The sequence below is a fragment of the Micrococcus sp. M4NT genome (assembly GCF_033790745.1).
Taxonomy (GTDB): Bacteria; Actinomycetota; Actinomycetes; order Actinomycetales; family Micrococcaceae; genus Micrococcus.
The window spans coordinates 69,510-93,134 of record NZ_JAMYEH010000010.1 but is presented as its reverse complement, the minus strand read 5'-3'; the positions used below and the strand labels follow the sequence as shown (position 1 = coordinate 93,134).

The window sequence follows — 23,625 nt, the reverse complement described above, 5'->3', positions numbered from 1 at the left end:
GCCCGAGACACCCCCGGGGGTATCCTGGCCGCCGACCTGCGTGGGCCTGGCCAAGCCCCGACTCACCGTTCTCCTGTTCTCTGACCGTCCCCGAAAGGACACGCCATGCGCTCCGCCGACGCCGAGACCCAGCGCAAGATCCTCAACCGCCTCAAGCGCGCCCGCGGGCAGCTCGACGCCGTCATCCGCGAGGTCGAGGGGGAGGGCAGCTGCCGCGACGTGGTCACCCAGCTCTCCGCCGTCTCCACCGCGCTGGACCGGGCCGGCTTCGCGATCGTCTCTTCCGCCATGAAGTACTGCGTGAGCGATCCCGAGGGCGCCGCCGAGTCCGAGGAGAAGCTGACCGTGGCGGAGCTCGAGAAGCTCTTCCTCAGCCTGGCCTGACGGCCCCCTCTTCCGGCCCCTGCCTTCCGGCCGAGTCGTACCTGGAGACCGTTATCCGGCCTGGATAGCGGTCTCCGGATACAACTCGCCGACTGCTGAACCCCTGACATCCCCGATCGAGAGGAACCTCATCATGTGCCGTCCTGCGAAGTGCGACGTCTGCGGCAAGACCACCTGGGCCGGCTGCGGCCAGCACATCGACTCCGTGAAGGCCACCGTGCCCGCCGGCCAGTGGTGCGGAGGCTGTCACACCGACGCCGAGCGTGCGGCCGCCCGCGCCGGCGGCCAGGGGCCCGGCTTCCTGGCGCGCCTCTTCCGGCGCTGACGCCGACCGGAAGCTGTGCCCGGGCCAGCTCGGCCCGGGCACAGCCTCACCTTCCACCGACCCATACTTTCGAGCCGCAACGTCACCCCTGTCGCGGCTTGAAACTATGGGTCACGCGCCAGCTGTGCCGGTCACGCGCTGCCTGCCTCCCCTGCGCCGGACCCGCCCGCGCCCAGCAGGTGGTCGGGCAGGCGGTTGCCCGGGGCCTTCGCGCGGATCTCGAGCAGGTCGCGGGCGTGCTGCCACAGGGCCCGGTCCTCCTCGGACACCGGCTCCCAGGACGGGACGGGGACGGCGTCGCCCTGTTCGTCGCGGGCCACCATGACCGTGAGGCAGTAGGTCGTGAGCTCGAGCTCGGCGCCCTTGGGATCGCCCGAGCGGACGTGGACCGCCACATGCATGCCCTTGTTGCCGGTGTAGATCAGCCGGGCCTCCACCTCCACCAGGTCGCCGATGTGCAGCGGGCGGTAGAAGCGCACGCCGCCGGAGAACACCGCCACGGTGTCCCGCCCGGCCCAGCGCGTCGCGCAGAGGTAGGCGGCGGTGTCGATCCACTCCATGACGATGCCGCCGTGCACTTTGCCGCCCCAGTTCACGTCCGTCGGCGCGGCGAGGAAGCGCAGGACCACGCGCTCGGCCGTGCCGGCGTCGGAGTAGACCTGCTCCTTCATGGCGGCGGTGATCTCGTCCCGCACGGCGATGCGGGAGATCGCGTACTCGCGCGCCAGCTCCTGCTCCAGGCTGCGGGGCACGAACTCGGGCACCTTGACGGGCTTGCCGTCCTCGACGGCGACGAACACCACGAGGCACCGCGTCGCCTCGCTCAGCTCACCGGTCTTCGGGTCGCCGGAGCGCACCGTCGTGTTGATGTGCATCGAGCTGGACCCGGTGTAGAGGACGCTCGCGGTGACCTCCACCATCTGCCCGACGGTCACGGGCTCGCGGAAGTGGATGTTGCCCACGTACGCGGTGACGCAGTAGGTCCCCGCCCAGGCGGTGGCGGCGGCGAACGCGGCCTTGTCCACCCACTCGAGCACGCGGCCGGCGTCGACGGTGCCGGAGTGGCCCTGGTCGGTGGGGGCGGCGAGGAAGCGGAGGGTCACTTCGTGGCGAGGGGTCTCGGTCATGGACGAGATTCTCGCAGGGCCCGGCCGGGGGATCTCGACCGACCGACTCCTCTTCACTCGACCGAGCCCTATGGGGGCGTTTCCGTGAACAAGAGTCGGTCCGACGGGATGCAGGACCCCGACCCGCGCTTCGCCCGTGCCTTTCAGCCGCTTCGGACCGTGCGTCGCGGTCCGGAAGCGCGGGTCGTCGCAGGTGAGCGGCGAGGCCTGGACGAGGTGAGTCCCGAAGCCTGCGCGAGGCGAGGAACGGGGTGGTGCACGGACGACGGCGGCACGTCCTCGCGCGTCCGGGGCCGGGTGCAGAATGGGGATCGGCAGGGCCCGACGACGCGCCCCGCCGCGCGGACCGCGGCGCCTTCGTCAAGGCCTCACCAGGCGCGCCGCCGCCGCCACCCGATCCGCCCCGATCCGCCCCGCACCAGCCACCCCTAGGACCCCCATGCTCTGGACCCTCCTGCGCCGCCACGGCCGCCCGTACCTCGGGGCGATCCTCGCTGTGCTCGTGCTGCAGCTCGTCAGCACGCTGGCCATGCTCTACCTGCCCAGCCTCAACGCCCGCATCATCGACGAGGGCATCGCGAAGGGCGACACCGGCCGCATCTGGGACCTCGGCCTCGGGATGCTCGGCGTCGCGCTGGTGCAGGTGATCGCCGCGATCGCCGCCGTGTGGTTCGGCGCGAAGGCCGCCATGGGCATCGGCCGGGACCTGCGCCGCGCCGTCTACACCCGCGTGGACGGGTTCTCCGCCGAGGAGCTGGGCCGCTTCGGCGCCGCCACGCTCATCACGCGCGGGACCAACGACGTCAACCAGGTCCAGATGCTCACGCTCATGGCCCTGAACTTCATGGTCGCGGTGCCGATCATGGCCATCGGCGGCATCGTCATGGCCATCCGCGAGGACGCCGGGCTCTCCTGGCTCGTGTGGGTCTCCGTGCCCGTGCTGCTCGTCATCGTGGCGTGGATCGTCAGCCGCCTCATGCCACTCTTCCAGCGCATGCAGGACAACATCGACGACGTCAACGGCGTCATGCGCGAGCAGGTCATGGGCATCCGCGTGGTCCGCGCCTTCGTGCGCGAGCGCCACGAGGCGCAGCGGTTCAGCGACGCCAACGCCGTCCTCACGGACACCTCCGTGCGCATCGGCCGGCTGTTCGTGCTGCTCGGCCCCGTGATCACGATGATCCTGCACCTGGCCACCGCCGCCGTGCTGTGGTTCGGCGGCCACCGCGTGGACCAGGACCTCGTGCAGATCGGCTCCCTCACCGCCTTCATGCAGTACCTGTTGCAGATCCTCATGGCGGTCATGATGGGCACCTTCATGATGATGATGCTCCCGCGCGCCGTGATCTCCGCCCGCCGCATCGGCGAGGTCCTGGACACGGTCCCGACCGTCGTCGAGCCCGCGAACCCCGTGACCCCGGCGCGCCGCGCCGGCGCGGTCGAGTTCCGCGACGTCACCTTCGCCTACCCTGGCGCCGAGGCCCCCGTGCTCGACGGCGTGAGCTTCGCCGTCGCCCCCGGCACCACGACGGCGATCATCGGCCCCACGGGCTCCGGCAAGTCCACGCTCATCAGCCTCGTCCCGCGCCTCTACGACGCGACGTCCGGGCAGGTCCTGGTCGACGGCGTCCCCGTCACCGACCTCGCTCGCGCCGAGCTGACCGACGCCGTCGCGCTCGTCCCGCAGCGGCCGTACCTGTTCTCGGGCACGGTCGCGGAGAACATGCGCTTCGGCGCCCCGGACGCCACGGACGAGGAGATCTGGGCCGCGCTGGAGACCGCGCAGGCCGCGGACTTCGTGCGGGCCCGCACCACCCCGGCGCCCGCCCCCGAGGAGGGCGAGGTGTCCGGCCTGGAGTCGCGCATCTCCCAGGGCGGCACGGACGTCTCCGGCGGCCAGCGCCAGCGCCTCTCCATCGCGCGCGCGCTCGTGGCGAAGCCGCGCGTCCTCGTCTTCGACGACTCCTTCTCCGCGCTCGACGTCACCACGGACGCGCGCCTGCGCGCCGCCCTGGACGACGCCGCCGCGGACACGACCCGCATCGTGGTCGCCCAGCGCGTGGCCACCATCACCGACGCGGACCAGATCATCGTGCTGGACGAGGGGCGCGTCGTCGGACGCGGCACCCACGCCGAGCTGCTGGCCTCGAACCGGACCTATCAGGAGATCGTGGACTCCCAGATCCGCGAGGAGGAGCTGGCATGAGCGCCGAACTGACCGACGCCGAGATCGCCGACATCCACGAGTCGGGCGCCACCGACGAATGGGGCGGCGGCCCCGGCCGCAAGGCGAAGGCGTTCTGGCCCTCGGCCAAGCGCCTCCTGGGCCTCTTCGGCGCCGAGCGCGCGGGCGTGGTGCTCGTGGCGCTGATGGTGCTGGTCGCCGTCGTGTTCAACGTGTGGGCGCCCCACGTGCTCGGCCAGGCCATGGACGTGATCTTCGGGGGCGTGGTCTCGAAGGACATGCCCGCCGGGGTGTCCCGCGAGCAGGTGATCGAGGGATTGCGCGCGCAGGGTCAGGGCCAGGCCGCGGACATGCTCTCCGGCATGGCGTTCACGCCCGGCGCGGGGATCGACTTCGCGGAGCTGGGGCGGCTGATCCTCATCGTCCTGGGCATGTACCTGGTGGCGCAGACCTTCATGTGGCTCCAGGGCCGTGTGCTCAATGACATCGTCATGCGCATCGTCTTCCGCCTCCGCGAGGAGATCGAGGCCAAGATCAACCGCCTCCCGCTGAGCTACTTCGACACCCGCCAGCGCGGTGACCTGCTCTCCCGCACCACCAACGACGTGGACAACGTCCAGCAGGCCATGCAGCAGGCGTTCGCCACGCTCGTGTACTCGGTGCTGACCATCATCGGCATCGTCGGCATGATGTTCTGGCTCTCCTGGCAGCTGGCGCTCATCGCGCTCATCGCGCTGCCGGTGGCCGGCGTCGTCGTCGGCGTGATCGGCAAGAAGTCCCAGGCGCTGTTCACCGCGCAGTGGCGCGAGACGGGTCAGCTCAACGGCCACATCGAGGAGTCCTTCACGGGCCACGAGCTGGTCACCGTCTTCGGCCGCCAGGCGGACATGGCCGAGCGCTTCGACGAGCGCAACGACGCCCTCTACGAGTCCGCGTTCAAGGCGCAGTTCTTCTCCGGGATGATCATGCCGATCATGCAGTGGGTGAACTGGCTGGGGTACGTCGGCATCGCTGTCGTGGGCGGCCTGCGCGTGGCCAGCGGCCAGATGACCCTGGGCGCCGTGACCGCGTTCATCCAGTACTCGCGCGAGTTCAACCAGCCGCTGGGGCAGGTGGCGGGCATGTCCAACATGCTCATCTCCGGCGTCGCCTCGGCGGAGCGCATCTTCGAGCTGCTGGACGAGGACGAGGAGGACCGCGACGCGGCCCCCGCGCACCTGCCGCAGCCGGTGCGCGGGCGGGTGGAGTTCGAGCACGTGCGGTTCTCCTACTCGGAGGCCAAGCCCCTCATCACGGACCTCAACCTGGTGGCGGAGCCGGGCCAGACGGTCGCCATCGTCGGCCCGACCGGCGCCGGCAAGACCACCCTGGTCAACCTGCTCATGCGCTTCTACGAGGTCGACGGCGGCCGCATCCTGGTGGACGGTGTCGACACCCGCACCGTGAGCCGGGAGGAGCTGCGCTCCCACACGGGAATGGTGCTCCAGGACGCCGTGCTCTTCGGCGGGACCATCCGGGAGAACATCCGCTACGGCCGGCAGGACGCCACGGACGAAGAGGTCGTCGCCGCGGCGAAGGCCACGTTCGTGGACCGCCTCGTGCACACCCTGCCCGAGGGCTACGACACCGTCATCGAGCAGGACGCCTCCAACGTGTCCGCGGGCGAGCGCCAGCTCATCACGATCGCCCGCGCGTTCCTGGCGCAGCCCTCGCTGCTGATCCTGGACGAGGCGACCTCCTCCGTGGACACCCGCACCGAGGTGCTGGTCCAGGGGGCGATGGCGGCGCTGCGCTCGGACCGCACGAGCTTCGTGATCGCCCACCGCCTCAGCACCATCCGCGACGCCGACGTGATCCTCGTGATGGAGCACGGCGACATCGTGGAGCAGGGCAGCCACGCCGAGCTCCTCGCGGCCAGGGGCGCCTACCACCGGCTCTACATGAGCCAGTTCAAGGGCGGGGAGGACGACGGCGGCGGTGCGGCCTCACGAGACGACGCCCGGTGATGGCTGCAGCCAGCGCAAAGGGAATCGGGACGGCCTGAGGAGGCCAGGAGAATCCCTTGCGGTGGGGGGTAGCGCCTACTATGTGACGTAGCTCATATCAGGCTGGAATCCTGAGGAGGATCGTCATGGGACCGAGGGCTTCTGGTCATGAGCGGGCCTGACATCACAGGGAGACGTGGCCGGGGTCTGGCAGTCGGGCTTGCGCTCACTGTCGTTCTCACCGCGTGCGGGAACGAAGGCGGATCCGCAGGACAGGACGTCGCTGACTCCGCAGGCGCGACAGCGCCGGAGGAATGGAGTCCATCTCGGTGGACGCCGCCAGTCGCGATTCAACCGGTCCTGACGGCGGAGGCCGAGAAGGAAGCGGCCTACCGCTCCGGTCTCGAACGGCGGGCCCAGACGCTCCGCATCACGGATCCTCCTCGCGTGCAGCGGAGAGTGAAGCGCCCTGGGTTTCGTTCCGATCCCAACGAAGGAGAATCGGAACATGCCCAAGAAGTTCAGCCCCGAGCTGCGTGAGCGCGCGGTCAAGATGGTCCTGGAACGCCAAGCCACGCAAGGAGGGCCTCGTTCGCATTCCATCCGGGCGGTAGCCCCGCAGCTCGATGTCAGCGAAGAGACCTTGGGGATGTGGTGCCAACGCCACGGCCACGAGATCGCCCAGGTGCCGGCGGGAGAAGATCTCCAGCAGGAGAACAAGCGCCTCAAGCGCGAGCTGGCCGAGGCGCGGCGGGCGAACGAGATCCTCAAGGCCGCCTCGGCTTTTTTCGCAGCGGAGCTCGACCGCCCCACGACGAGATGATCGCGTTCATCGACGAACACCGCGATCAGTTCGGGGTCGAGGCCATCTGCCGCACCCTTCGTGCGACGGAATGTGGGTTCATCACCTCGACGTGAGCTACCGCGCCGCGAAGACACGACCGGCCTCCGTGCGGGCCCTGCGAGACGTCCTGCTGCTCGAGGAACTCCGCCGGATTCACATGGAGAACTACAGCGTCTACGGCGTCCGCAAGATGCACCATGCGATGGCCCGCGCCGGGTGGGAGATCGGCCGGGACCAGGTCGCCCGTCTCATGCGTACCGCCGGCCTGCAGGGAATCCGCCGTGGCCGCAAGCCGATCACGACCCGCCCTGCAGGAGAGACAGACGCCCGCCCTGATCTCGTGGAACGTTGCTTCACCGCCGAGCGGCCGAACCAGCTGTGGGTCGCTGACATCACCTACGTCAGGATCCTGGGCGGGTTCTGCTACGTCGCGTTCATCACCGACGTCTACTCCCGGCGCATCGTGGGATGGGCTGTCTCGGGCACCCTTCACACCGTGGGGCTGCCGCTGCTGGCCTTGGAGCACGCGCTGCTGAGCACTGGCGCCAGCCGTGGCCGCCAGGGCCTGGTGCACCACTCGGGTCGCGGTAGCCAGCTTGGCCTGCTCGGATGCGCTCATCACCGCCGGGGTGAGCGCCTCAGTGGGCACCGTGGGCGACTCTTACGACAACGCCCTGGCCGAGAGCGTGAACGGGCTCTACAAGGCCGATCTCATCCACGCCAAGCGGATCTGGGAGTCCGTCGAGGCGGTCGAGCTGGCCACCATGGGGTGGGTGCACTGGTGGAACACCACCCGCCTCCACGAGGCCCTGGACTACCTCACCCCCGCGGAGGTCGAGGCGGCCTACACTCACGACCAGGACTCAGCGCCCGTTGCGTCTTGACCTCGGAACGAAACCCAGGGCGCTTCAACGCCGAGATCATGGAGGCCTGCCCCGAGGTGCCCTCTGACTCCGTCCTCTACGGGTTCGACGGATGAACCGCCCCGTCCGCTGGGCCACCTCACCCCGCGCCCTTTGTTACGAGCGCGCGGCGGAACGGCCGTGCCGGGGCGCATTCCGGTGCAAGGTCGAACGTGGGTGTGTGAAGCATCTGAGAAAACTCTTGACGCTGAGCGGGCCACGCCATAGCATGTGACGCACCTCACACGGGGCTTTAGGTCGGAGGAGGAACATCATGGGTGTGAAGCAGTGGGCCAGCAGGGTAGGCGCTGGCGTGGCTGTCGCTGGATCGCTGGCGGTCTCTGGAGCGGCGCCAGCGCAAGCGTTGTCAGAGACTGGCAGGAAGGACTGCAGTGCCGGAGGCGGGTATGTCGGCCTGCAGGTGGAGCAGCAGCGGTATACGGACACGATGTATTACAACGTCGGCGGAAAGACCACCAAGAAGCCTGGGCTATACAAATATGGATGGGATTCCGGACTCCGCATGACGCAGACCTGGACGGGGTCATCGACCTCGCTTCTGCTGTCGGGCACCTACGGCTACTGCTATTACCCCTACTGAGGTTGAGCCCAAGATGAAGACGAAGTTCGCAGCGGTCACCGCCGCGGCGGTGACCGCTGTTCTGACTCTGTCTGGATGTGCGACCACTGCTCCGTCCACGAGCGCCGCGGCGACCGGTTCCCCTACAGAGAAGGTGTGGGATCCCGAGACCTGGACGCCCACCGAGAAGATCGAGCGGCGGATGACCGAGGCTGACGAGCGGGAGCGCTGGTATGAGTCACAGCTCGCACGAAACGCCGCCTTCTTGGGCATCAGCAACCCCCCGGCCGTCACCCGTCGCGGGTGGGCCACCTCCAGGCAAGAGCAGGCGAGATGGTCCGCGCAGTGCATGACCGAGCGAGGGGTTCCCGCCACGTACAACGAGGTTATGGTGGGGGTGACGTATGACACTCCGCCGCCCTCGCAGGAGGCGGCCGTGAAACTGGTCTCATGGACCTGCGATGCCCTGTTCCCCATCGATCCGAGCCTGGACCAGGAGTTCTCTGACGCTCAGTTGCGCCTGCTCTACGACTATTGGGACCAGTACGCCATCCCGTGTCTTGAGGACCATGGCATCACCGTGGACACATCCCAGCGGCCCTCGAAGGAAACATGGCTGGCGGCCTTCAACACGCCGGAGCGGATCAGCTGGTGGCCCGTGCAAGACTCCATCATGGGCCTCACGGACGCGCGCTCCGCCGAGGTCTCGGAAGCCTGTCCGGTTCAGCCCCCGGACTCGATGCTCTTCGGATACTCCGAATGAGCAAGGTCACCCGCTGGGCCGCTCTCGTCCTCACGCTCGTGCTCGTCGCCGCCCTCGCCTTCTGGGCCGGCCGGGCCACGCTCACCCCTCCGGCCCAGGCCGATCAGCGTCCGTCCGAGGACGCCGTCGTCACCGTCGCCGAGCAGGAGCTCGGCCGCGTCATCACCCTCGGCGTGTCCGTGGCCCGCGAGCAGGCGCCGGCCGCCGTGAACGCGCTGTCCGGCGTCGTCACCCGGGCCGGGGAGTCCGGTGAGGTGGCCGCCGGGGACGTGCTGTACGCCGTCGCGCAGCAGCCCGTGATCGCCGTGCAGGGCGAGCTGCCCCAGTGGCGGGCGCTCGACGAGGGCGCCACCGGCAGCGATGTCGCCGCGTTCCAGCGAATGCTCGCCGCCACGGGGGCGAAGGTGGAGGTCACCGGCACCTGGGACGAGGCCACCGCTGTCGCCTGGAACGGCTGGCTCACCGAGCGCGACTACCCGGCCGCGGGCACCGTGGAGCTGGGCCAGCTCGTGGTGCTGGAATCACTCCCCGCCGCACTCAGCGTGGACGCGAAGGCAACGGCCGTCGGCGGCGCGCTCGCGGGAGGCGAGACCATCGTCGCCCGCCCCGGCGACGAGCCCACGTTCGCCATCGAGGTCAACCAGGACCAGGCCGCCATGATCCCGGCCGGCACCGCGGTGACCGTGCCCCACGGCGAGCACGAGTGGGAGGCCGTGGCCGGCGAGTCCACCGCGGACGACCAAGGGCTGATCCGCATCCCCCTGACCGCCCCCGACGGCGGCGCGGTGTGCGGCGCGGACTGCGACTCCCTGCCAGCCGAGGCCTCCACCTCCCTGCTCTCGAAGGTCAACGTGGTCCCGCCCGTCACCGGGCCCGTGGTCCCCGTGTCCGCGCTGCGCACCCAGCCCGGCGGCGCCGTCGTGGTCACCGTGGTGCAGGACGGCGTCGAGGAAGAGCGCACCGTCACCGTCCGCGGCTCCGCGGACGGCCTGGCCGTGGTGGACGGCGTGGACGCCGGGGAGACCGTGCGCGTGCTGAACGGCGCGCCGTGAACGCGGAGCTGTCCGTGGCGGACCTGCGCTTCGCGTACACGCGCGGCGCGGAGGAGCTGTTCGACGGCCTGACCCACCGCTTCACCCCTGGCGCCGTCACCGCGCTCACCGGCCCGTCCGGGCGCGGCAAGTCCACGCTGCTGTACGTGCTGGGGCTTATGCTCACGCCCTCGGCGGGCGTGGTGCGCCTGGGCGACGTCGAGGCCTCCGCCCTGCCGGACCGGCGCCGGGCGCGGTTGCGGGCCACGTCCGTGGGGTTCGTGTTCCAGGACGCCGAGCTGGACCCGTCCCGGCCCATCCTGGACTCGGTGGTGGAGCCCGGTCTGTACGCAGGGCTGGAGCGTCGGGTGCTGGAGGAGCGGGCCCGGGCGCTGCTGGAGCGCTTCGGCCTGGGACACCGGGCCGAGCACCGGCCGGGCCAGGTCTCGGGCGGCCAGGCCCAGCGCGTGGCGGTGTGCCGGGCGCTCGTGAACACTCCCGCGGTGGTGCTGGCCGATGAGCCCACGGGCAACCTGGATCCGGACAACGCCTCCCTCGTGCTCGACGCACTGGCCGAGACGGCCGCCGAGGGGCGCACCGTGGTGGTGGCCACGCACGACCCGGCCGTCGTCGCGCGGGCGGACGAGGTGGTGCGGCTATGACCCTCGAGGCCCGCCCATGAATCTGCGAACCCTGCTGCGCGAGGCCCTCACCGCCGCCCGCACCTCGCCCGTGCCCTCCGCTCTCGTGCTGCTGGTGGTGGCCGCCATGTGCTTCGCCGCCGTCGCCACGGTGGGCCGTCAGGCCGCCACGGAGGCCGCCGTCGCCGCGGAGCTCTCCGGGCCCGCGGCGCGCGTGCTCACCGTCACGGACTCGGGCGGCACCGGCTTCCTCACCGGCGCCACCGTCACCACCCTCGCCGGTCTCGACGCCGCCGAGGCCGCCCTGGCCCGCGACATGCCCGTGGACACGGTGAACGCCGCGATCGGTGCGGGCGGGACGCGCGTGGCGGTGACCCACGTGGTGGGCACCCTGGACCGCGGCGTCGAGCTCACGCGCGGCCGCCTGCCTGGCCCCGGGGAGGTGGTGGTGCCCGAGGCGAAGCTGGCCGAGCTGGGCCTGGCCCAGCCCTCCGGGGCGCTCGAGTCCGGAGACGGACGCCAGTGGGCCGTGGTGGGCGCGTTCGAGGCGCGCACGCCGTTCGAGGACCTCGACGGGTACGCGCTCGCCGTGCCCGCCGTCCCGGCCTCCCTCGTGGTCCAGCAGGTCCGTGTCCTGGCCCCGGACACCGCCGGCACCCGCGCCATGCAGGACTCTGCCCTGGCCGTGATCGACCCCGACCCTCGCTCCTCGCAGGTGCAGACCGCGCGGGCGCTGGCCGCCGGGAACGAGACGATCACCGGGGAGCTGGCCGGACTGGGCCGGTCCCTGCTGCTGCTCATCCTCGGGGCGGGCGCGTTCTTCGTGGCGATCGTGGTGCTCGCCGACGTGCTCATCCGTCGCCGCGACCTCGGGCGCCGCCGCACCCTGGGCATCGGCCGCGCGGACCTCGTGCTGCTCGTGGCGGTCCGCACCGCCGCCCCGGCGGTGCTCGGGGCGGTGGTGGGCGCGGGGACGGGCTACGGGCTCGTCGTGGGGCAGGGCGGGGCGCTGGGGCTGGACTTCGTGGCGGGGGTGGCCGTGCTCGCCGCGCTCACCGCGGTGGCGGCCAGCCTGCTCCCGGCCGCGTTCGCCGCGTTCCGGGACCCCGTCCGTGTGATGCGCACCGCATGAGCCCGTCGGGTGGCCTCAACGCGCGCCCACCCCACGCGCCGCTACCCTCGACGCATGCCCTCCTCCGCCTCCGTGGCCGCGCCCGACCGCGCGCCCACGCCCCTGGAACGCCAGTCCGTCCTGCGCGCGCTCCGCACCCCGCGCTGGCTGCGCACCGAGGTCCTCGCGGGCCTCGTGGTGGCGCTGGCGCTCATCCCGGAGGCCATCGCGTTCTCGGTGATCGCGGGCGTGGACCCGCGCGTGGGGCTGTTCGCCTCGTTCACGATGGCGGTGACCATCGCGATCGTGGGCGGGCGCCCGGCCATGGTCTCGGCGGCCACGGGCGCGGTGGCGCTCGTCGTCGCCCCGCTCTCCCGCTCGCACGACGTGGACCACCTGATCGCCGCCGTCATCCTGGGCGGGGCCCTGCAGATCCTGCTGGGCGTGTTCGGGGTGGCCCGGCTCATGCGGTTCGTGCCGCGCTCGGTGATGGTCGGCTTCGTGAACGCGCTGGCCATCCTGGTGCTCACGTCCCAGCTGCCCGAGCTGATCGGCGTGCCGTGGCTCGTCTACCCGCTCACGGCGCTCTCGCTGGCGGTGGTGCTCGCCCTGCCCCGCCTCACGACCGCGGTGCCGTCCACACTCGTGGCGATCGTCGTCGTGACCGTGCTGGCCGTGGCCGCCGCCCTGGATGTGCCCCGCGTGGGCGACCGCGGCGCCCTGCCCGACGCCCCGCCGGTGTTCGCGCCCCCGCACGTGCCCCTCACGTGGGAGACCCTCCAGGCGATCCTGCCCTTCGCCGTCGGGGTGGCGTTCGTGGGTCTGCTGGAGTCCCTGCTCACCGCCAAGCTCGTGGACGACATCACGGACACCCCCTCGGACAAGTCCCGCGAGTCCTGGGGGCAGGGCGTGGCCAACGTGGTCTCGGGGCTGTTCGGCGGCATGGGCGGCTGCGCCGTGGTGGGCCAGACCATGATGAACGTGAAGGCCAACGGCGCCCGCACGCGCCTGTCCACGTTCCTCGCGGGCGTCTTCCTGCTGCTGCTCGTGGTGGTGCTCGGCGACGTCGTCGCGCAGATCCCCATGGCCGCGCTCGTGGGCGTGATGATCTTCGTGGCCGCCTCCGCCTTCGACTGGCACTCGGTGCGCCCCTCCACGCTGCGGGCCATGCCCCGCTCGGAGACGGCGGTCATGCTCGTGACCGTCATCGCGACCGTGGCCACCCACAACCTCGCGGTCGGCGTGGGCGTGGGCGTGCTGACCGCGCTCGTGCTGTTCGCCCAGCGCGTGTCGCGGCTCGTCACGGTGGAGCGGGAGCTCGACGACGACGGCGGCACCGCCGTCTACCGCGTGCGGGGTGCGCTGTTCTTCGCCTCCTCGGACGACCTGTACTCGCAGTTCCAGTACGCGCTCGACCCCGCGCGGGTGGTGGTGGACCTGAGCGAGGCCCACGTGTGGGACGCCTCCACGGTGGCGGCCCTCGACGCGGTGCAGACCAAGTACGCGCGGCACGGGGTGCAGGTGAAGGTGCGGGGGCTGAACCAGGCCAGCGCCGACATGCACGGCCGGCTGACGGGCCGCCTCGGGGCGTGAGCGGGGGGGGGCTGGCTCGGTCCCGCTCGGGTCGGCTCGGGCTGGCTCGGTCCCGCTCGGGTTTTTGGGCGTGTCTTGCCGACAGACACGCCCACAACTCGATTCTGGGCGGGCTGTTCGCCCAGAATCCTGAGGGCTGAAGGGGAAGATCGTCCAGAATCCTGAGGGCTGAAGGGGAAGATCGCCCAGAACAGCCGGCGCGGACGCAGACGAGGCGAGGCCCCGCCGTCGTGGTTCCGACGACAGGGCCTCACGCGTACGTCACACCTCAGAAGGTGTAGGGCACGCGCTCCCAGGTGAGCAGCTCCTGTGCGGCGTTCTTGCCCTTGCCGGCGCTGTTCGGGGCCACGGTGAAGCGGGTCCACTCGTTGGAGGTGGCGTCGCCCTCGACGGTCACGCGCTGCAGGTTCTCGACGGCGCCCACGCCGTAGGCGTCGACCCAGGGGGAGCCGGCGGCGAGGGGCTCGTCGGCGTTGTAGCGGTGGGAGTCGCCGTTGATCAGGTAGACCGGGCCGTCGAAGGCGCGGGCCTGCTCGGCGATGGCGCCGACGATCGGGCGGAACGCGGCCACGTCCGTCTCGGTGATGCCGGCGGCGGCGAGGCGGGGCTCGAACATGTCCGCCTGGGTGAAGATCACGACGCCGCGGGCGTTCGTGCGGCGGGCGTCGTCGAAGGCCTCGCGGACCTGGGCGATGTTCGCGGCGTCGCGGTGGGCGACCTCGGCGAGCTGCTCGGGGGTGGGGGCGGTCAGGCCGAGACCGGCCCACGGATCGGTGGAGTTGTGGGAGCCCTGCACGTCGATCGCGACGAACTCCACGCGCTGCTCGCGGAAGCGCTGGTTCTCCGGCAGTCCGATCTCGTCCTGGGAGTCCACCTTCATCGGGACGCCGAGGGTGCGGTCGGCGACGGGGAAGAAGATCTCGCGGACCGTGTCGAGGCGCTCGAGCGGGTTGTAGGCGCCGTTGTTGGGGCGGTGGCAGTCCACCCAGTCGTTGTCGCCGGGGGTGAAGACCAGCGGGAGGGTGAGGCGGTCGAACTCGCCGCGGATCATCTGGAAGTACTCGTCCGAGCAGACGGCGGAGCCGGCCTTCACGTCGCCCACGTGGGCGAGGAACTCGAGCTCGTCGCTGTGGGAGGAGAGCTCGTCGATCATGGCGGGGAAGCGGTCGACCTGGGCCTGGCCGTAGGGGACGTCGCCGATGACGCCGAATTCGAAGGCGTGCTTGGCGGTGGCGGTGGCGGAGTGGGCAGGCTTGCCGGTGCCGGTGCCGGTGCCGTGGTCGGAGGCGGCCTGGGCGGGGGCGGCTGCGCCGGAGGCGAGGCTCACGGCGGCGAGCAGGGCGAGCGTGCGGTGCGAAGTGCGCATGGGGGTGCTCCTGGATCCGGTGGCCGCGCCGGGGAGGGCGGGGCCGGGGTGACGGCGCCGACGGCTGTCGGCCGCGTCAGGGTAGGAGCCGTGGGTGACGGCGTCCCGCGTCCCGGGTGACGTGCGGGCGAGCGGTGCGTGTCGTCGTCGTGAACGGGGAGCGGGGAGGCGGCTCGGGGGTGGCTGGCCGCGGTTTCTGGGCGAGTCCTCCGGGCAGACACGCCCCCAACTCGATTCTGGGCGTGATGTTCGCCCAAAACCCGCGGTGGGCAGGGAGAGTTCGCCCAAAACCCGCCGCCCGCAACCCACCCCGCTCAGGCGGTGATGAACTCCCACTGGTGGCCGTCCGGGTCCACGATCTCGCGGGAGTGCATGCCGGAGCCGGCCATCTCGTCGCGCAGGTCCGCGGGGAGCGGGACCTCCTCGGCGCCGGCCTCCACCGCGCGGTCGGCCAGGGCGTCGACGGCGGCGGCGTCGCCCACGGTGAGCGCCATCAGGGCCGCGTTGGTCGTCATGCAGTCGGCGATCTCGCGGTCGCCGATGAAGTCCGTGTAGTAGCCGGGGCTCAGGTACATCGCGTAGGTGGACTCCGTGAGCTCGATGCACACGGAGTTCTCGTCGGAGTAGTCGTCCATCGCGGTCGCGCCGAGGGACGTCCAGAAGTCGCGGATGCGCTCCACGTCCGTCGTGGGGAGGTTGATGAACACCGGCTGGGAGAACAGGGCCATGACGTGCACCGTAGACCCTCCGCCTCGCCCCCCGCCAACCGGCCGCCCACCGGTCCCCGTCGGCCGGGGCTGCGTGCGCTCCGGTGGCCGCTCGAGTATCCGTCCCCGCGTCCGCCCCCGTTGGTAGCGTGGCCGCCATGAGCCTTCCCCCCGCCCCGCCCGCCGGCTGGCCGCCCTCGGGCTGGCCCGGCCGCCCCGCCCCCGCGGCCCGGACCACCCCCGACTGGACCCCCGGCCGCTTCCACTGGGGCGATCTCGCGGTGGTGCTCGCCTACGGGGTGCTCATGATCCTGGGTCTCGGCCTCTTCGCGGCCATCGCGCTGGACCTCGTCCCGGCCAACCAGGAGGACTTCCAGGTCCTGGACGCCTTCCGGGTGAACCTGCTCAGCTACGCCGTGCTGGTCCTGCTCGTGGTCGCCGTCGCGTGGCGCCCGCTCGTCACCTCGCTGCGCGTGTTCCGCACGGGCACGTGGTGGAAGATCCTGCTGCTGCCGGCCACCTGGTTCGCGTGCATCGTCGTGAACGTGCTGGTCCTCAGCCTGCTCGGCCAGGCCCAGACGAGCGCCAACCAGGCCGCCCTCGAGGAGATGACCACGCAGGCCCCGCCGCTGCTCATGGTCCTGATGACGGTGGTCGCCGCCCCGCTCGTGGAGGAGTACCTCTTCCGCCACCTCCTGGTGGGCAAGCTGTCGCGCTACGTGAACGTGTGGGTGTGCGCCGTGGTGTCCATCCTGGCGTTCACGCTGCTGCACTTCCTCGGCACGGGCGGGGACTTCGACCTCGTGGAGACCATCCCGTACGTGACCCTCGCGGTCGCCATCACGGTGTCCTACATCCTCATGGGGAAGTCGTTCGGGTACGCGGTGCTCCTGCACATGACCAACAACGGCATCGCGATCGCCATGCTCTACCTCGTGGCCCCCCTCCTGCCCGAGGTCCCCCAGCCCGTGGCGCCCACCGCGTTCCTGCCGTTCCTCACCGCGCTCGTCGGATGAGGGATTCCCGCCCCCTCGCCCGCCGCATCCTCGCGCTCGCGGTCCCCGCGTTCGGCGCGCTCATCGCGGAGCCGCTGTTCCTCCTCGCGGACACCGCGATCGTCGGACACCTCGGCACGACGCAGCTCGCGGGCGCGGGCATCGGCACCACCGTCCTGCACACCGCCGCCGGGCTGCTCATCTTCCTCGCCTACGCCACCACACCCGCCGTCGCCCGCCTGGTCGGGGCGGGGGACCTCGCCTCGGCCATGTCCCGCGGCCGCGACGGCGTCGGGCTCGGCCTCCTGCTCGGCGCGGTCCTCGGGGTGCTCGGCTGGGCCGCCGCCCCCGCCCTGACCGGAGCGCTCGGCGCCACAGGCGAGGTGCAGGCCCACGCCGTCGCCTACCTGCGCTGGTCCATGCCCGGACTGCCCGCGCTCCTGGCGGTCCTGGCCGCCACGGGGATCCTGCGGGGACTGCAGGACACGCTCACCCCGCTCGTCGTCGCCGGCGTGGGGTTCGCCGCGAACATCGGCCTCAACCTGGCGCTCGTCTACGGGGCCGGGATGGGCGTCGCCGGCTCCGCGCTCGGCACCTCGATCGTCCAGTGGGCCATGCTCGCCGCCTACCTCGCCGTGCTCGCGCCCCGCTTCCGGCGGGCCGGCACCGGCTGGCTCCCGACGGCGGCCGGCATGCGGGCCACGGCGCAGGTCGGCTCGTGGCTGCTGCTGCGCACCGCCAGCCTGCGCGCCGCGATCCTGCTGACCGTCGTCGCGGCCACCGGCGCGGGGGAGACCGTGCTCGCCGCGCACCAGCTCGTCTTCACGCTGTTCTCCACGCTCGCGTTCGCCCTCGACGCCCTGGCCATCGCGGCGCAGTCCCTCATCGGCGCGGAGCTCGGCGCCTCCCGTCCCGACGCCGCCCGCCGCCTCACCGCGGTCATGGTCCGCTGGTCGCTGGGCTTCGGCCTGCTCACCGGCGTGGCGCTGGCCGCCGTCGCGCCGTGGCTGCCCTCCCTCTTCACCGCCGACCCCGCGGTCCAGGCCGCCGCGACCGCCGGCCTCTGGGTCCTCGCGATCACGCAGCCGCTCGCCGGGTTCGTGTTCGTCCTGGACGGCGTGCTCATCGGCGCCGGGGACGCGCGCTACCTCGCGCTCGCGGGGCTGGTGAACCTCGCCGTCTACGCGCCCGTGCTGTGGCTCCTGGCCCGCTCCGGACCCCTGCTCTCCGCCCCCGACGCCGGCACGCGGGTCGTGGCGCTGTGGGTCGGCTTCGGCGTCGTGTACCTCGGCATGCGCGCGCTCACCCTGGGCCTGCGCGCCCGGGGCGGCGCGTGGATGCGCCTCGGGACGGGCTGAGCCCCGACAGCGGCACGGTCGCCCGCGCCCCCTCCCCGTGCCCCGTCCCCGCGCCCCCGGGACGACCGCGCCTAGACTGATGCGGTGCCTGCCGTGACCACCCCCCTCGAGATCTCCTCCGTGGTGTTCAAGCCGATCCTCGTCCGCGCCGCCGTCGCGCTCGTGTTCGGCCTGTCCACCGTGTTCGTGCCGAACCCCGGCGTCACCTGGATGAAGGTGGCCTTCGCGCTCTACCTGGTGTTCTCCGGCTCCGCGATGTGGGAGTATCTGCGCCGCGAACCCGTGCCCGTGGCCATGCGCTCCCCGCTCTCCCTCGCCGCCGCGGCGTGGATGCTGGGGACCATCGTCATGCTCTTCCTGGGCTCTCCCTCGCCCATCGGCGTCACCGTCGCGGTCGCACTCGTGGCCGGCGGCGCGGCCGAGCTCGTGGCGTGGGCCCGGCACCGCCGGGAGTTCATCCCCGCCCGGGACCAGCTCTGGACGGGCGCCGTGGGCCTGCTATCCGGTCTGGGCCTCGCGGTCGGCGCCCTTCAGGGGCTCAACCCCCACGGCCAGCTCGGCATCGTGGGCGGCGGCGCCATCATCATCGGCGTCCTCCTGCTCATCTCCGGACTCGGCTTCCACCACGAGGTGCGCCGGGATCGCGGTAGCGCCCGCGGCCTCTGAGCCGGCTCGGCCACCCGGCGTAGACTGAGGGCGGCCCGTCGTCGTGCCCGCGGGGAGGATCCCGCCCGGGCCGACATTGCCGTCACCCCCGTGCGCCCGCGCGCACGCCACCCGAGCCCGTAGGAGGCGCACCGTGAGCGCACCGTCCCCCCGTCCGTCCCACGACCGCGCCGGCACCGGTGCCGGCCGTCCGGCACGCGGCGGGCTGCGCACCACGGTCAAGGGCCCGCTGATCTTCTCCGCCGTGCTCGGCCTCGTCGGCGGCGTCATCGCCGCCCTCACCGCCTCGGGGGGCACTTCGAACCCGCTGCGCGTGGACATCGGCCTCATCGCCTTCGGCGTGTTCTTCATGACCTCGCTCGTGGTGGTCGCCATGCTGCAGCTCTCCACCCGCGAGAATCCGCCGCGCCTCTCCCATGGCTCCGGCGTGAACCTCTCCTCCGAGGAGACCTTCCGCAAGGCGGCCGCCGAGCGCCGCGCCAAGGCGGCCGCCGAGCGCGCCGCCAAGGAGCGTGGGCCGCAGGGCTGAGCTCGCCGGCTGGAGGACCCCCGCCCGCGCCTCACAAGCCGGACCGCCCCTCAGAAGCCGAACCGCGCCGCCGTCGCCCGCAGCGCGGCGGCCGAGGCCTGCAGCTTCGCGGTCTCGGCCGCGTCCAGTTCGAGCGGGATGACCCGCTCCACCCCCGCCCGCCCGACGACGGCCGGCAGCGAGAGCGCGACGTCGTGCAGCCCGTGGGGGCCGTCGAGCACCGTGGAGACCGGCAGGATGGCGTGCTGGTCCCGCAGGACCGCCTCGAGCAGGCGCGTCGTCGCGACGCCCACCGCGTAGGTGGTGGCGCCCTTGCCCTGGATCACCTCGTAGGCCGCGTTCGTGACGGTGTGGGCGATGGCGTCCAGGTCCGCGAGCGAGAAGAGCGGCGCGGCGGCGTCGGGCCACTCGAGGATGGGCATCGGCCCGATCCGCGCGGAGCTCCACGCCGGGAACTCCGTGTCCCCGTGCTCGCCCAGGATGGACGCGTGCACCGACGACGTGTGCACCCCCGCCCGACCCGCCAGCAGCCAGCGCAGGCGTGAGGTGTCCAGGAGGGTGCCGGAGCCGATCACCCGTCCGGCGGGCAGCCCCGTGATCCGCTGCGCCACGAGGGTGAGGACGTCCACGGGGTTGGTCACCAGCACGATGAGCGCGTCCGGCGCCGCGGCCTGCACCCGGGGGAGCAGGTCGTGCAGGATCGCCACGTTGCGCTCGGCCAGGTCCAGGCGGGTCTGGCCCGGCTTCTGCTTCGCGCCGGCCGTGACCACCACGATCTCCGCCTCCGCCAGCACCGCGGGGTCCGCCCCGCCGGTCATCGCGTCCGCGGAGGTGAAGGGCGTGCCATGGGCGAGGTCGAGGACCTCGGCGCGCACCTTGGGCTCGTCGATGTCGTAGAGCGCGACCTCGCGGGCCACGCCGCGGATCAGGGTGGCGTACGCGATCGCCGTCCCGACGCCGCCGGCTCCCACCACGCCGACCTTGCGGTGGGCGGGGACGCCGGGGTCGCTGACCGCCCACGGGGACGGGGCGGGGGAGGGGGCCGGGTCGCGCTGGTCGCTCATGGGCGCCAGCGTAGGGGCGACCCGCGCCGCGCAGAAGGGGGCCGCGCGCCCCGTCACCGGGAGTTCAGACGGGCGTCAGTCGTCGGACTTCTCCGTGTCCTTCTTCGCCTTCTTGTCCTTCTTGCCCTTCTTGGCGGCCTTCTCGGCCTCCTTGGCCGCCTTCTTCTCCGCCTTCTTGCGGGCCTTCTTCTCGGCCTCCTTGGCCGCCTTCTTCTCGGCCTTGGCGGCGTCCTCGGCCTTGCCCTCCTCGGCCTTGCCCTCCTCGGCCTTCACGGGCTCTTCGACCGGGGCGTCCTCCTTCACGGGCTCCGCCTTCCCGCCCGCCTCGGGCGCCGGGGTCTCCGCCGTCTCCTCGGCCAGGCGCGCGCGGTAGCTGCGCACGTGCGTGCGGTTGGCGCAGTTGGCGGCGTCGCAGAAGCGCTTGGAGCGGTTGCGGCTGGCGTCCACGAGCGCGTTCTCGCAGTCCTCGCCCGCGCACACGCGCAGGCGGGAGAGCTCGCCGTCGACGGCGGCCTCGGCCATCGCGAGGGCGGCCAGCGCGGTGAGGCGCTCGACGGCGTCGGACGGGGTGTCCGCGGGCGCGAAGTCCACGGCCTCCTCCCCGGCCACGAGGCGCAGGGGGCCGACCGTGGCCAGCAGCTCGTTGACGCCCTCGGTGGCGGCGGCCTCGTTCGTGGCGGCCAGCGCCCAGGCGGAGGTGAGGCGCTCGCGCAGGTCCTTCGCGCGCACGACGGCGGCCGCGGCCACGCGCAGGCGGGCGTCGCCCTCCTGCAGGGCCGGGACGAGGTCGGCGAGCTGGGCGCCGGCGGTCAGGCGTTCGGGCTGCTCGGCACCGCCTCGCGGGCCGGGCGCGGTGTTGAGGAACGCGGCGATCGAGGAGAGCAGGGTGAGGGTGCGGGCGGAGAGCATGGGCCAACTGTACGGGGGAGTGCCACGTCACACCGCGTGGCACGCCTCCCCGGCCCGCGCGTCGTCAACTACTGTGACCGCAGGCCCCTCGATCCCAGTGCCGGGGCCGGACCGACCGGGGTGCGAGGGCGCTCCCGGAGCATGCCGACAGGAGCCCCCATGACGCAGAACCCCGAGGCCGCCGAGCGACTGAGCGCCGGCCACGTGATCGTGAAGACCCTGGAGTCGCACGGCGTGAAGCGCGTGTTCACCGTGCCCGGTGAGTCCTACCTCGACGTCCTCGACGGCCTGCACGACTCGGGGATCGAGAACGTGGTGTGCCGCCATGAGGGCGGGGCCACCTACATGGCCGAGGCCGAGGGCAAGATGAACGAGGTGCCCGGCGTCGCCATGGTGACCCGCGGTCCCGGCGCCGCGAACGCCCACGTCGGTCTGCACACCGCGTGGCAGGACTCCACCGCCATGGTGCTGTTCGTGGGCCTCATCCCGTTCGAGCACCGAGACCGCGAGGCCTTCCAGGAGTTCGACCCGCACGCCTGGTTCGGCAGCGGAGCCAAGCGCGTCATGGTCCTGGACCACCCCGAGCGCGCCTCCGAGATCGTGGCCGAGGCGATGTTCGCCGCGTCCTCCGGGCGCCCTGGGCCCGTCGTCGTCGGCCTGCCGGAGGACGTCATCCGCGTCGAGGTCGAGGATCACGTGCACCCGCAGATCCCCGTGGCCCCGGGCGGCATGCCGGTGGAGGACTGGAAGTCCCTGCACGCGGCGCTGAAGGAGTCGAAGAAGCCCCTGTTCATCACCGGCGGCAACGACTTCACGGACGAGGGCGCCCAGCAGCTCACCCAGTGGCTCGAGGACCACAAGATCCCGGCCGCCGCCGAGTGGCGCACCGAGGGCACCGTGCCGTTCTCCTCGCCCTCCTACGTGGGGCCCATCGGCTACGGCCGCCCCAAGCCCACCTACGACCTGCTCGAGGAGACCGACCTCATCGTCTTCGTGGGCACCGTGCCCGGCGACGTCGTGACCAACGGCTTCACGATCCGCCAGAACTGGGACAAGAAGAACTTCCTCGTCACCATCGACCCCTCGCTGCGCGGCCGCTCCGGTCCCGTGTCCCACCAGATCGTCGCGAAGCCGGACGTGTTCGTCCGCGACCTCGTCCGCATGGAGCTCGAGGTCAAGCCGGAGTGGGAGGAGTGGACCGCCCGCATGCGCGGCGAGCAGGAGAAGTTCGCGGCCCTGCCCCCGGCCGAGCCGTCCGAGGGTCAGGCGAGGATGGCCACGCTCATGGCCAACCTGGTGCCGAAGCTGCCGAAGGACTCGATGGTCTCCCTCGGCGCGGGTGAGCACACCAACTGGGCGCACCGGTACTTCCCGACCGAGGGCTACCGCGCCATGATCTCGGCCCGCAACGGCTCCATGGGCTACTCGGTGCCGGGCGCCGTGGCTGCGTCCCTGAACTTCCCGGACCGCACCGTGGTGACCATCGCCGGCGACGGCGAGTTCCTCATGAACGGCCAGGAGCTGGCGACCGCCGCGCAGTACGGCGCCACGCCCCTCGTGATCGTCATGGACAACCAGGAGTACGGCACCATCCGCACCCACCAGGAGAAGCAGTACCCCGAGCGCATCTCCGGCACGCAGCTGAAGAACCCAGACTTCGCGCAGATGGCGCAGGCGTTCGGCGGGTTCGGCGTGCGCGTGGAGGAGGACGCGGACGTGCCCGCGGCCGTCGAGGCCGCCCTGAAGGCCGTGCAGGTGGAGGGCCGCTTCGCCCTCATCCACCTGATCGTGGAGCAGCGCGTCCGGGCCTACTGAGGCCGACGCCCCCGCCCGGTCCGCGCCGTCCCTCCGGTCGGGCCGCCGTCGTGGGGACGTCGAAGCGCAGCGTCGGGACGGCGAAGGGCGCACCGTCGAGGCCCGTCTCGACCCGGTCCCGCAGCACGCCCCCGCACGCGCGGATCGTGGCCACGGAGGCGGTGTTCGTCTCGTCGCACGTGAGCAGGGCGGCGGGCACCCCGCGCGCGGCCAGCAGCATCAGCGCGCCGCGCAGCAGGCGCGCGGCGTGGCCCCGCCGTCGGAACGCGGGGCGCACCGCGTAGCCCACGTGTCCGTTGACGTGGCGCAGCGCCTCGTTCAGCTCCCACCGCACGGACACCCGGCCCACCAGCTCGCCTGCCTCGTCCACGCCCACGTAGAAGGAGGCGGGCACCCGGCCGGGTTCGACGTCGCCGCGCGCCTCGGCGGCGAACGCGCGGCGGATCGCGGGGAAGGAGCGGGTGCCGGCCATCAGGAAGTCGAACCCCTCCCGATGCAGCTCGGCGTCCGCCTCGCGCGCCGCGATCTCGTCCGCGGCGCGCAGCGGGCGCAGCAGGAGGCCGTCCACGGTGACGGTGGGGCTGGGGTCCGGGAGCATGTGCCGAGTGTACGAGGGTGGACGCCGGGCGCGGCCGTGTGAGCCGCCCGCCGCCCCACCCCTCCTCCCCTCCCCACCCCCGCGCCGTGAGCCAGACGTTTCCGTCGTGACCAGCCCCTGATTGCAGCCGAGACGTCTGGCTCGCGG

Annotated in this window: 21 protein-coding genes, 1 pseudogene and 1 other annotated feature; of the genes and pseudogenes, 16 read left to right on the top strand and 6 right to left on the bottom strand. The window is 72.1% G+C overall.

From position 1 onward, the window contains the following. The first annotated feature begins 105 nt into the window (after positions 1-105). Both NJC10_RS08625 and NJC10_RS08620 read left to right on the top strand, forming a co-directional pair. The gene (locus NJC10_RS08625) at positions 106-384 is read left to right on the top strand and encodes a metal-sensitive transcriptional regulator (protein ID WP_319075949.1); all 279 of its coding nucleotides are present in this window, start codon (positions 106-108) and stop codon (positions 382-384) included. 133 nt (positions 385-517) lie between these two features. Beyond that, a complete protein-coding gene (locus NJC10_RS08620) occupies positions 518-709 on the top strand; it encodes a hypothetical protein (protein WP_319075947.1) in 192 nt (63 codons plus the stop codon). A 131-nt stretch (positions 710-840) separates the two neighbouring features. On the opposite strand, the gene NJC10_RS08615 is transcribed toward NJC10_RS08620, so the two are convergent. Further along, complete coding sequence (locus NJC10_RS08615; protein ID WP_319075945.1) at positions 841-1,836, bottom strand: acyl-CoA thioesterase; 996 nt, start codon at positions 1,834-1,836, stop codon at positions 841-843. A gap of 439 nt (positions 1,837-2,275) precedes the next feature. Here NJC10_RS08615 and NJC10_RS08610 point away from each other — a divergent pair, with 439 nt between their 5' ends. From NJC10_RS08610 to NJC10_RS08570, 9 genes and pseudogenes are all read left to right on the top strand, one after another. Next, the gene (locus NJC10_RS08610; protein ID WP_319075943.1) at positions 2,276-4,042 is read left to right on the top strand and encodes an ABC transporter ATP-binding protein; all 1,767 of its coding nucleotides are present in this window, start codon (positions 2,276-2,278) and stop codon (positions 4,040-4,042) included. Then, positions 4,039-6,027, top strand: a complete 1,989-nt coding sequence (locus NJC10_RS08605) for an ABC transporter ATP-binding protein (protein ID WP_319075941.1) — start codon at positions 4,039-4,041, stop codon at positions 6,025-6,027. Before NJC10_RS08610 ends, NJC10_RS08605 begins: the two co-directional genes overlap by 4 nt. Before the next feature lie 487 nt (positions 6,028-6,514). Next, positions 6,515-7,734 (top strand): annotated as a pseudogene (locus tag NJC10_RS08600) (IS3 family transposase). Next, positions 6,787-6,918 (top strand) — a sequence feature (AL1L pseudoknot). It overlaps the preceding pseudogene by 132 nt. 292 nt (positions 7,735-8,026) lie before the next feature. After that, positions 8,027-8,353, top strand: a complete 327-nt coding sequence (locus tag NJC10_RS08595) for a hypothetical protein (RefSeq protein WP_319075940.1) — start codon at positions 8,027-8,029, stop codon at positions 8,351-8,353. Positions 8,354-8,366: 13 nt separating this feature from the next. Next, complete coding sequence (locus NJC10_RS08590; protein ID WP_135030879.1) at positions 8,367-9,095, top strand: hypothetical protein; 729 nt, start codon at positions 8,367-8,369, stop codon at positions 9,093-9,095. Continuing rightward, entirely contained in the window at positions 9,092-10,147 is a 1,056-nt protein-coding gene (locus tag NJC10_RS08585; protein ID WP_135030878.1) for a hypothetical protein, read from the top strand. The genes NJC10_RS08590 and NJC10_RS08585 overlap by 4 nt, the downstream gene beginning before the upstream one ends. Then, entirely contained in the window at positions 10,144-10,788 is a 645-nt protein-coding gene (locus NJC10_RS08580) for an ABC transporter ATP-binding protein (protein ID WP_158493872.1), read from the top strand. Before NJC10_RS08585 ends, NJC10_RS08580 begins: the two co-directional genes overlap by 4 nt. A gap of 16 nt (positions 10,789-10,804) precedes the next feature. Next, entirely contained in the window at positions 10,805-11,899 is a 1,095-nt protein-coding gene (locus NJC10_RS08575; protein WP_319075937.1) for a permease, read from the top strand. Between the two features lie 54 nt (positions 11,900-11,953). Further along, on the top strand, positions 11,954-13,471 hold the full coding sequence (locus NJC10_RS08570) for a SulP family inorganic anion transporter (RefSeq protein WP_319075935.1): 1,518 nt from the start codon (positions 11,954-11,956) through the stop codon (positions 13,469-13,471). 268 nt (positions 13,472-13,739) lie between these two features. Here NJC10_RS08570 and NJC10_RS08565 read toward each other — a convergent pair whose 3' ends face one another. After that, positions 13,740-14,837, bottom strand: a complete 1,098-nt coding sequence (locus NJC10_RS08565) for a hypothetical protein (protein WP_319075934.1) — start codon at positions 14,835-14,837, stop codon at positions 13,740-13,742. 314 nt (positions 14,838-15,151) lie between these two features. Further along, on the bottom strand, positions 15,152-15,565 hold the full coding sequence (locus NJC10_RS08560) for a VOC family protein (RefSeq protein WP_319075933.1): 414 nt from the start codon (positions 15,563-15,565) through the stop codon (positions 15,152-15,154). A 137-nt stretch (positions 15,566-15,702) separates the two neighbouring features. Here NJC10_RS08560 and NJC10_RS08555 point away from each other — a divergent pair, with 137 nt between their 5' ends. The 4 genes from NJC10_RS08555 to NJC10_RS08540 all read left to right on the top strand — a co-directional run bounded on the left by NJC10_RS08555 (position 15,703) and on the right by NJC10_RS08540 (position 19,092). Further along, on the top strand, positions 15,703-16,560 hold the full coding sequence (locus tag NJC10_RS08555; protein ID WP_319075931.1) for a type II CAAX endopeptidase family protein: 858 nt from the start codon (positions 15,703-15,705) through the stop codon (positions 16,558-16,560). Next, positions 16,557-17,897 carry an MATE family efflux transporter gene (locus tag NJC10_RS08550; protein WP_319075930.1) on the top strand — a complete coding sequence of 447 codons (1,341 nt, stop codon included), beginning with the start codon at positions 16,557-16,559 and terminating at the stop codon, positions 17,895-17,897. The genes NJC10_RS08555 and NJC10_RS08550 overlap by 4 nt, the downstream gene beginning before the upstream one ends. 84 nt (positions 17,898-17,981) lie before the next feature. Beyond that, positions 17,982-18,563 (top strand): hypothetical protein, encoded by a 582-nt coding sequence (locus NJC10_RS08545; RefSeq protein WP_319075929.1) that lies wholly within the window; start codon positions 17,982-17,984, stop codon positions 18,561-18,563. Between the two features lie 133 nt (positions 18,564-18,696). After that, complete coding sequence (locus tag NJC10_RS08540; protein ID WP_248115729.1) at positions 18,697-19,092, top strand: hypothetical protein; 396 nt, start codon at positions 18,697-18,699, stop codon at positions 19,090-19,092. Positions 19,093-19,142: 50 nt separating this feature from the next. Here NJC10_RS08540 and NJC10_RS08535 read toward each other — a convergent pair whose 3' ends face one another. After that, a complete protein-coding gene (locus NJC10_RS08535) occupies positions 19,143-20,156 on the bottom strand; it encodes an L-lactate dehydrogenase (protein WP_248115728.1) in 1,014 nt (337 codons plus the stop codon). A gap of 75 nt (positions 20,157-20,231) precedes the next feature. Beyond that, on the bottom strand, positions 20,232-21,065 hold the full coding sequence (locus NJC10_RS08530; RefSeq protein WP_319075927.1) for a CGNR zinc finger domain-containing protein: 834 nt from the start codon (positions 21,063-21,065) through the stop codon (positions 20,232-20,234). A gap of 159 nt (positions 21,066-21,224) precedes the next feature. Between NJC10_RS08530 and NJC10_RS08525 the strand changes: the two genes are divergently transcribed. Continuing rightward, complete coding sequence (locus NJC10_RS08525; protein ID WP_319075925.1) at positions 21,225-22,880, top strand: thiamine pyrophosphate-dependent enzyme; 1,656 nt, start codon at positions 21,225-21,227, stop codon at positions 22,878-22,880. On the opposite strand, the gene NJC10_RS08520 is transcribed toward NJC10_RS08525, so the two are convergent. After that, entirely contained in the window at positions 22,840-23,478 is a 639-nt protein-coding gene (locus tag NJC10_RS08520; protein ID WP_319075924.1) for a GNAT family N-acetyltransferase, read from the bottom strand. The genes NJC10_RS08525 and NJC10_RS08520 overlap by 41 nt on opposite strands. Positions 23,479-23,625 lie beyond the last annotated feature (147 nt).

Bases quoted from the DNA above. Each gene is read 5' to 3' on its own strand.
- NJC10_RS08520 (WP_319075924.1), bottom strand. From the start codon at position 23,478: ATGCTCCCGGACCCCAGCCCCACCGTCACCGTGGACGGCCTCCTGCTG.
- NJC10_RS08570 (WP_319075935.1), top strand. From the start codon at position 11,954: ATGCCCTCCTCCGCCTCCGTGGCCGCGCCCGACCGCGCGCCCACGCCC.
- NJC10_RS08595 (WP_319075940.1), top strand. From the start codon at position 8,027: ATGGGTGTGAAGCAGTGGGCCAGCAGGGTAGGCGCTGGCGTGGCTGTC.
- NJC10_RS08620 (WP_319075947.1), top strand. From the start codon at position 518: ATGTGCCGTCCTGCGAAGTGCGACGTCTGCGGCAAGACCACCTGGGCC.
- NJC10_RS08560 (WP_319075933.1), bottom strand. From the start codon at position 15,565: ATGGCCCTGTTCTCCCAGCCGGTGTTCATCAACCTCCCCACGACGGAC.
- NJC10_RS08530 (WP_319075927.1), bottom strand. From the start codon at position 21,065: ATGCTCTCCGCCCGCACCCTCACCCTGCTCTCCTCGATCGCCGCGTTC.
- NJC10_RS08575 (WP_319075937.1), top strand. From the start codon at position 10,805: ATGAATCTGCGAACCCTGCTGCGCGAGGCCCTCACCGCCGCCCGCACC.
- NJC10_RS08585 (WP_135030878.1), top strand. From the start codon at position 9,092: ATGAGCAAGGTCACCCGCTGGGCCGCTCTCGTCCTCACGCTCGTGCTC.
- NJC10_RS08610 (WP_319075943.1), top strand. From the start codon at position 2,276: ATGCTCTGGACCCTCCTGCGCCGCCACGGCCGCCCGTACCTCGGGGCG.
- NJC10_RS08565 (WP_319075934.1), bottom strand. From the start codon at position 14,837: ATGCGCACTTCGCACCGCACGCTCGCCCTGCTCGCCGCCGTGAGCCTC.
- NJC10_RS08525 (WP_319075925.1), top strand. From the start codon at position 21,225: ATGACGCAGAACCCCGAGGCCGCCGAGCGACTGAGCGCCGGCCACGTG.
- NJC10_RS08550 (WP_319075930.1), top strand. From the start codon at position 16,557: ATGAGGGATTCCCGCCCCCTCGCCCGCCGCATCCTCGCGCTCGCGGTC.
- NJC10_RS08535 (WP_248115728.1), bottom strand. From the start codon at position 20,156: ATGAGCGACCAGCGCGACCCGGCCCCCTCCCCCGCCCCGTCCCCGTGG.
- NJC10_RS08555 (WP_319075931.1), top strand. From the start codon at position 15,703: ATGAGCCTTCCCCCCGCCCCGCCCGCCGGCTGGCCGCCCTCGGGCTGG.
- NJC10_RS08625 (WP_319075949.1), top strand. From the start codon at position 106: ATGCGCTCCGCCGACGCCGAGACCCAGCGCAAGATCCTCAACCGCCTC.
- NJC10_RS08590 (WP_135030879.1), top strand. From the start codon at position 8,367: ATGAAGACGAAGTTCGCAGCGGTCACCGCCGCGGCGGTGACCGCTGTT.
- NJC10_RS08605 (WP_319075941.1), top strand. From the start codon at position 4,039: ATGAGCGCCGAACTGACCGACGCCGAGATCGCCGACATCCACGAGTCG.
- NJC10_RS08615 (WP_319075945.1), bottom strand. From the start codon at position 1,836: ATGACCGAGACCCCTCGCCACGAAGTGACCCTCCGCTTCCTCGCCGCC.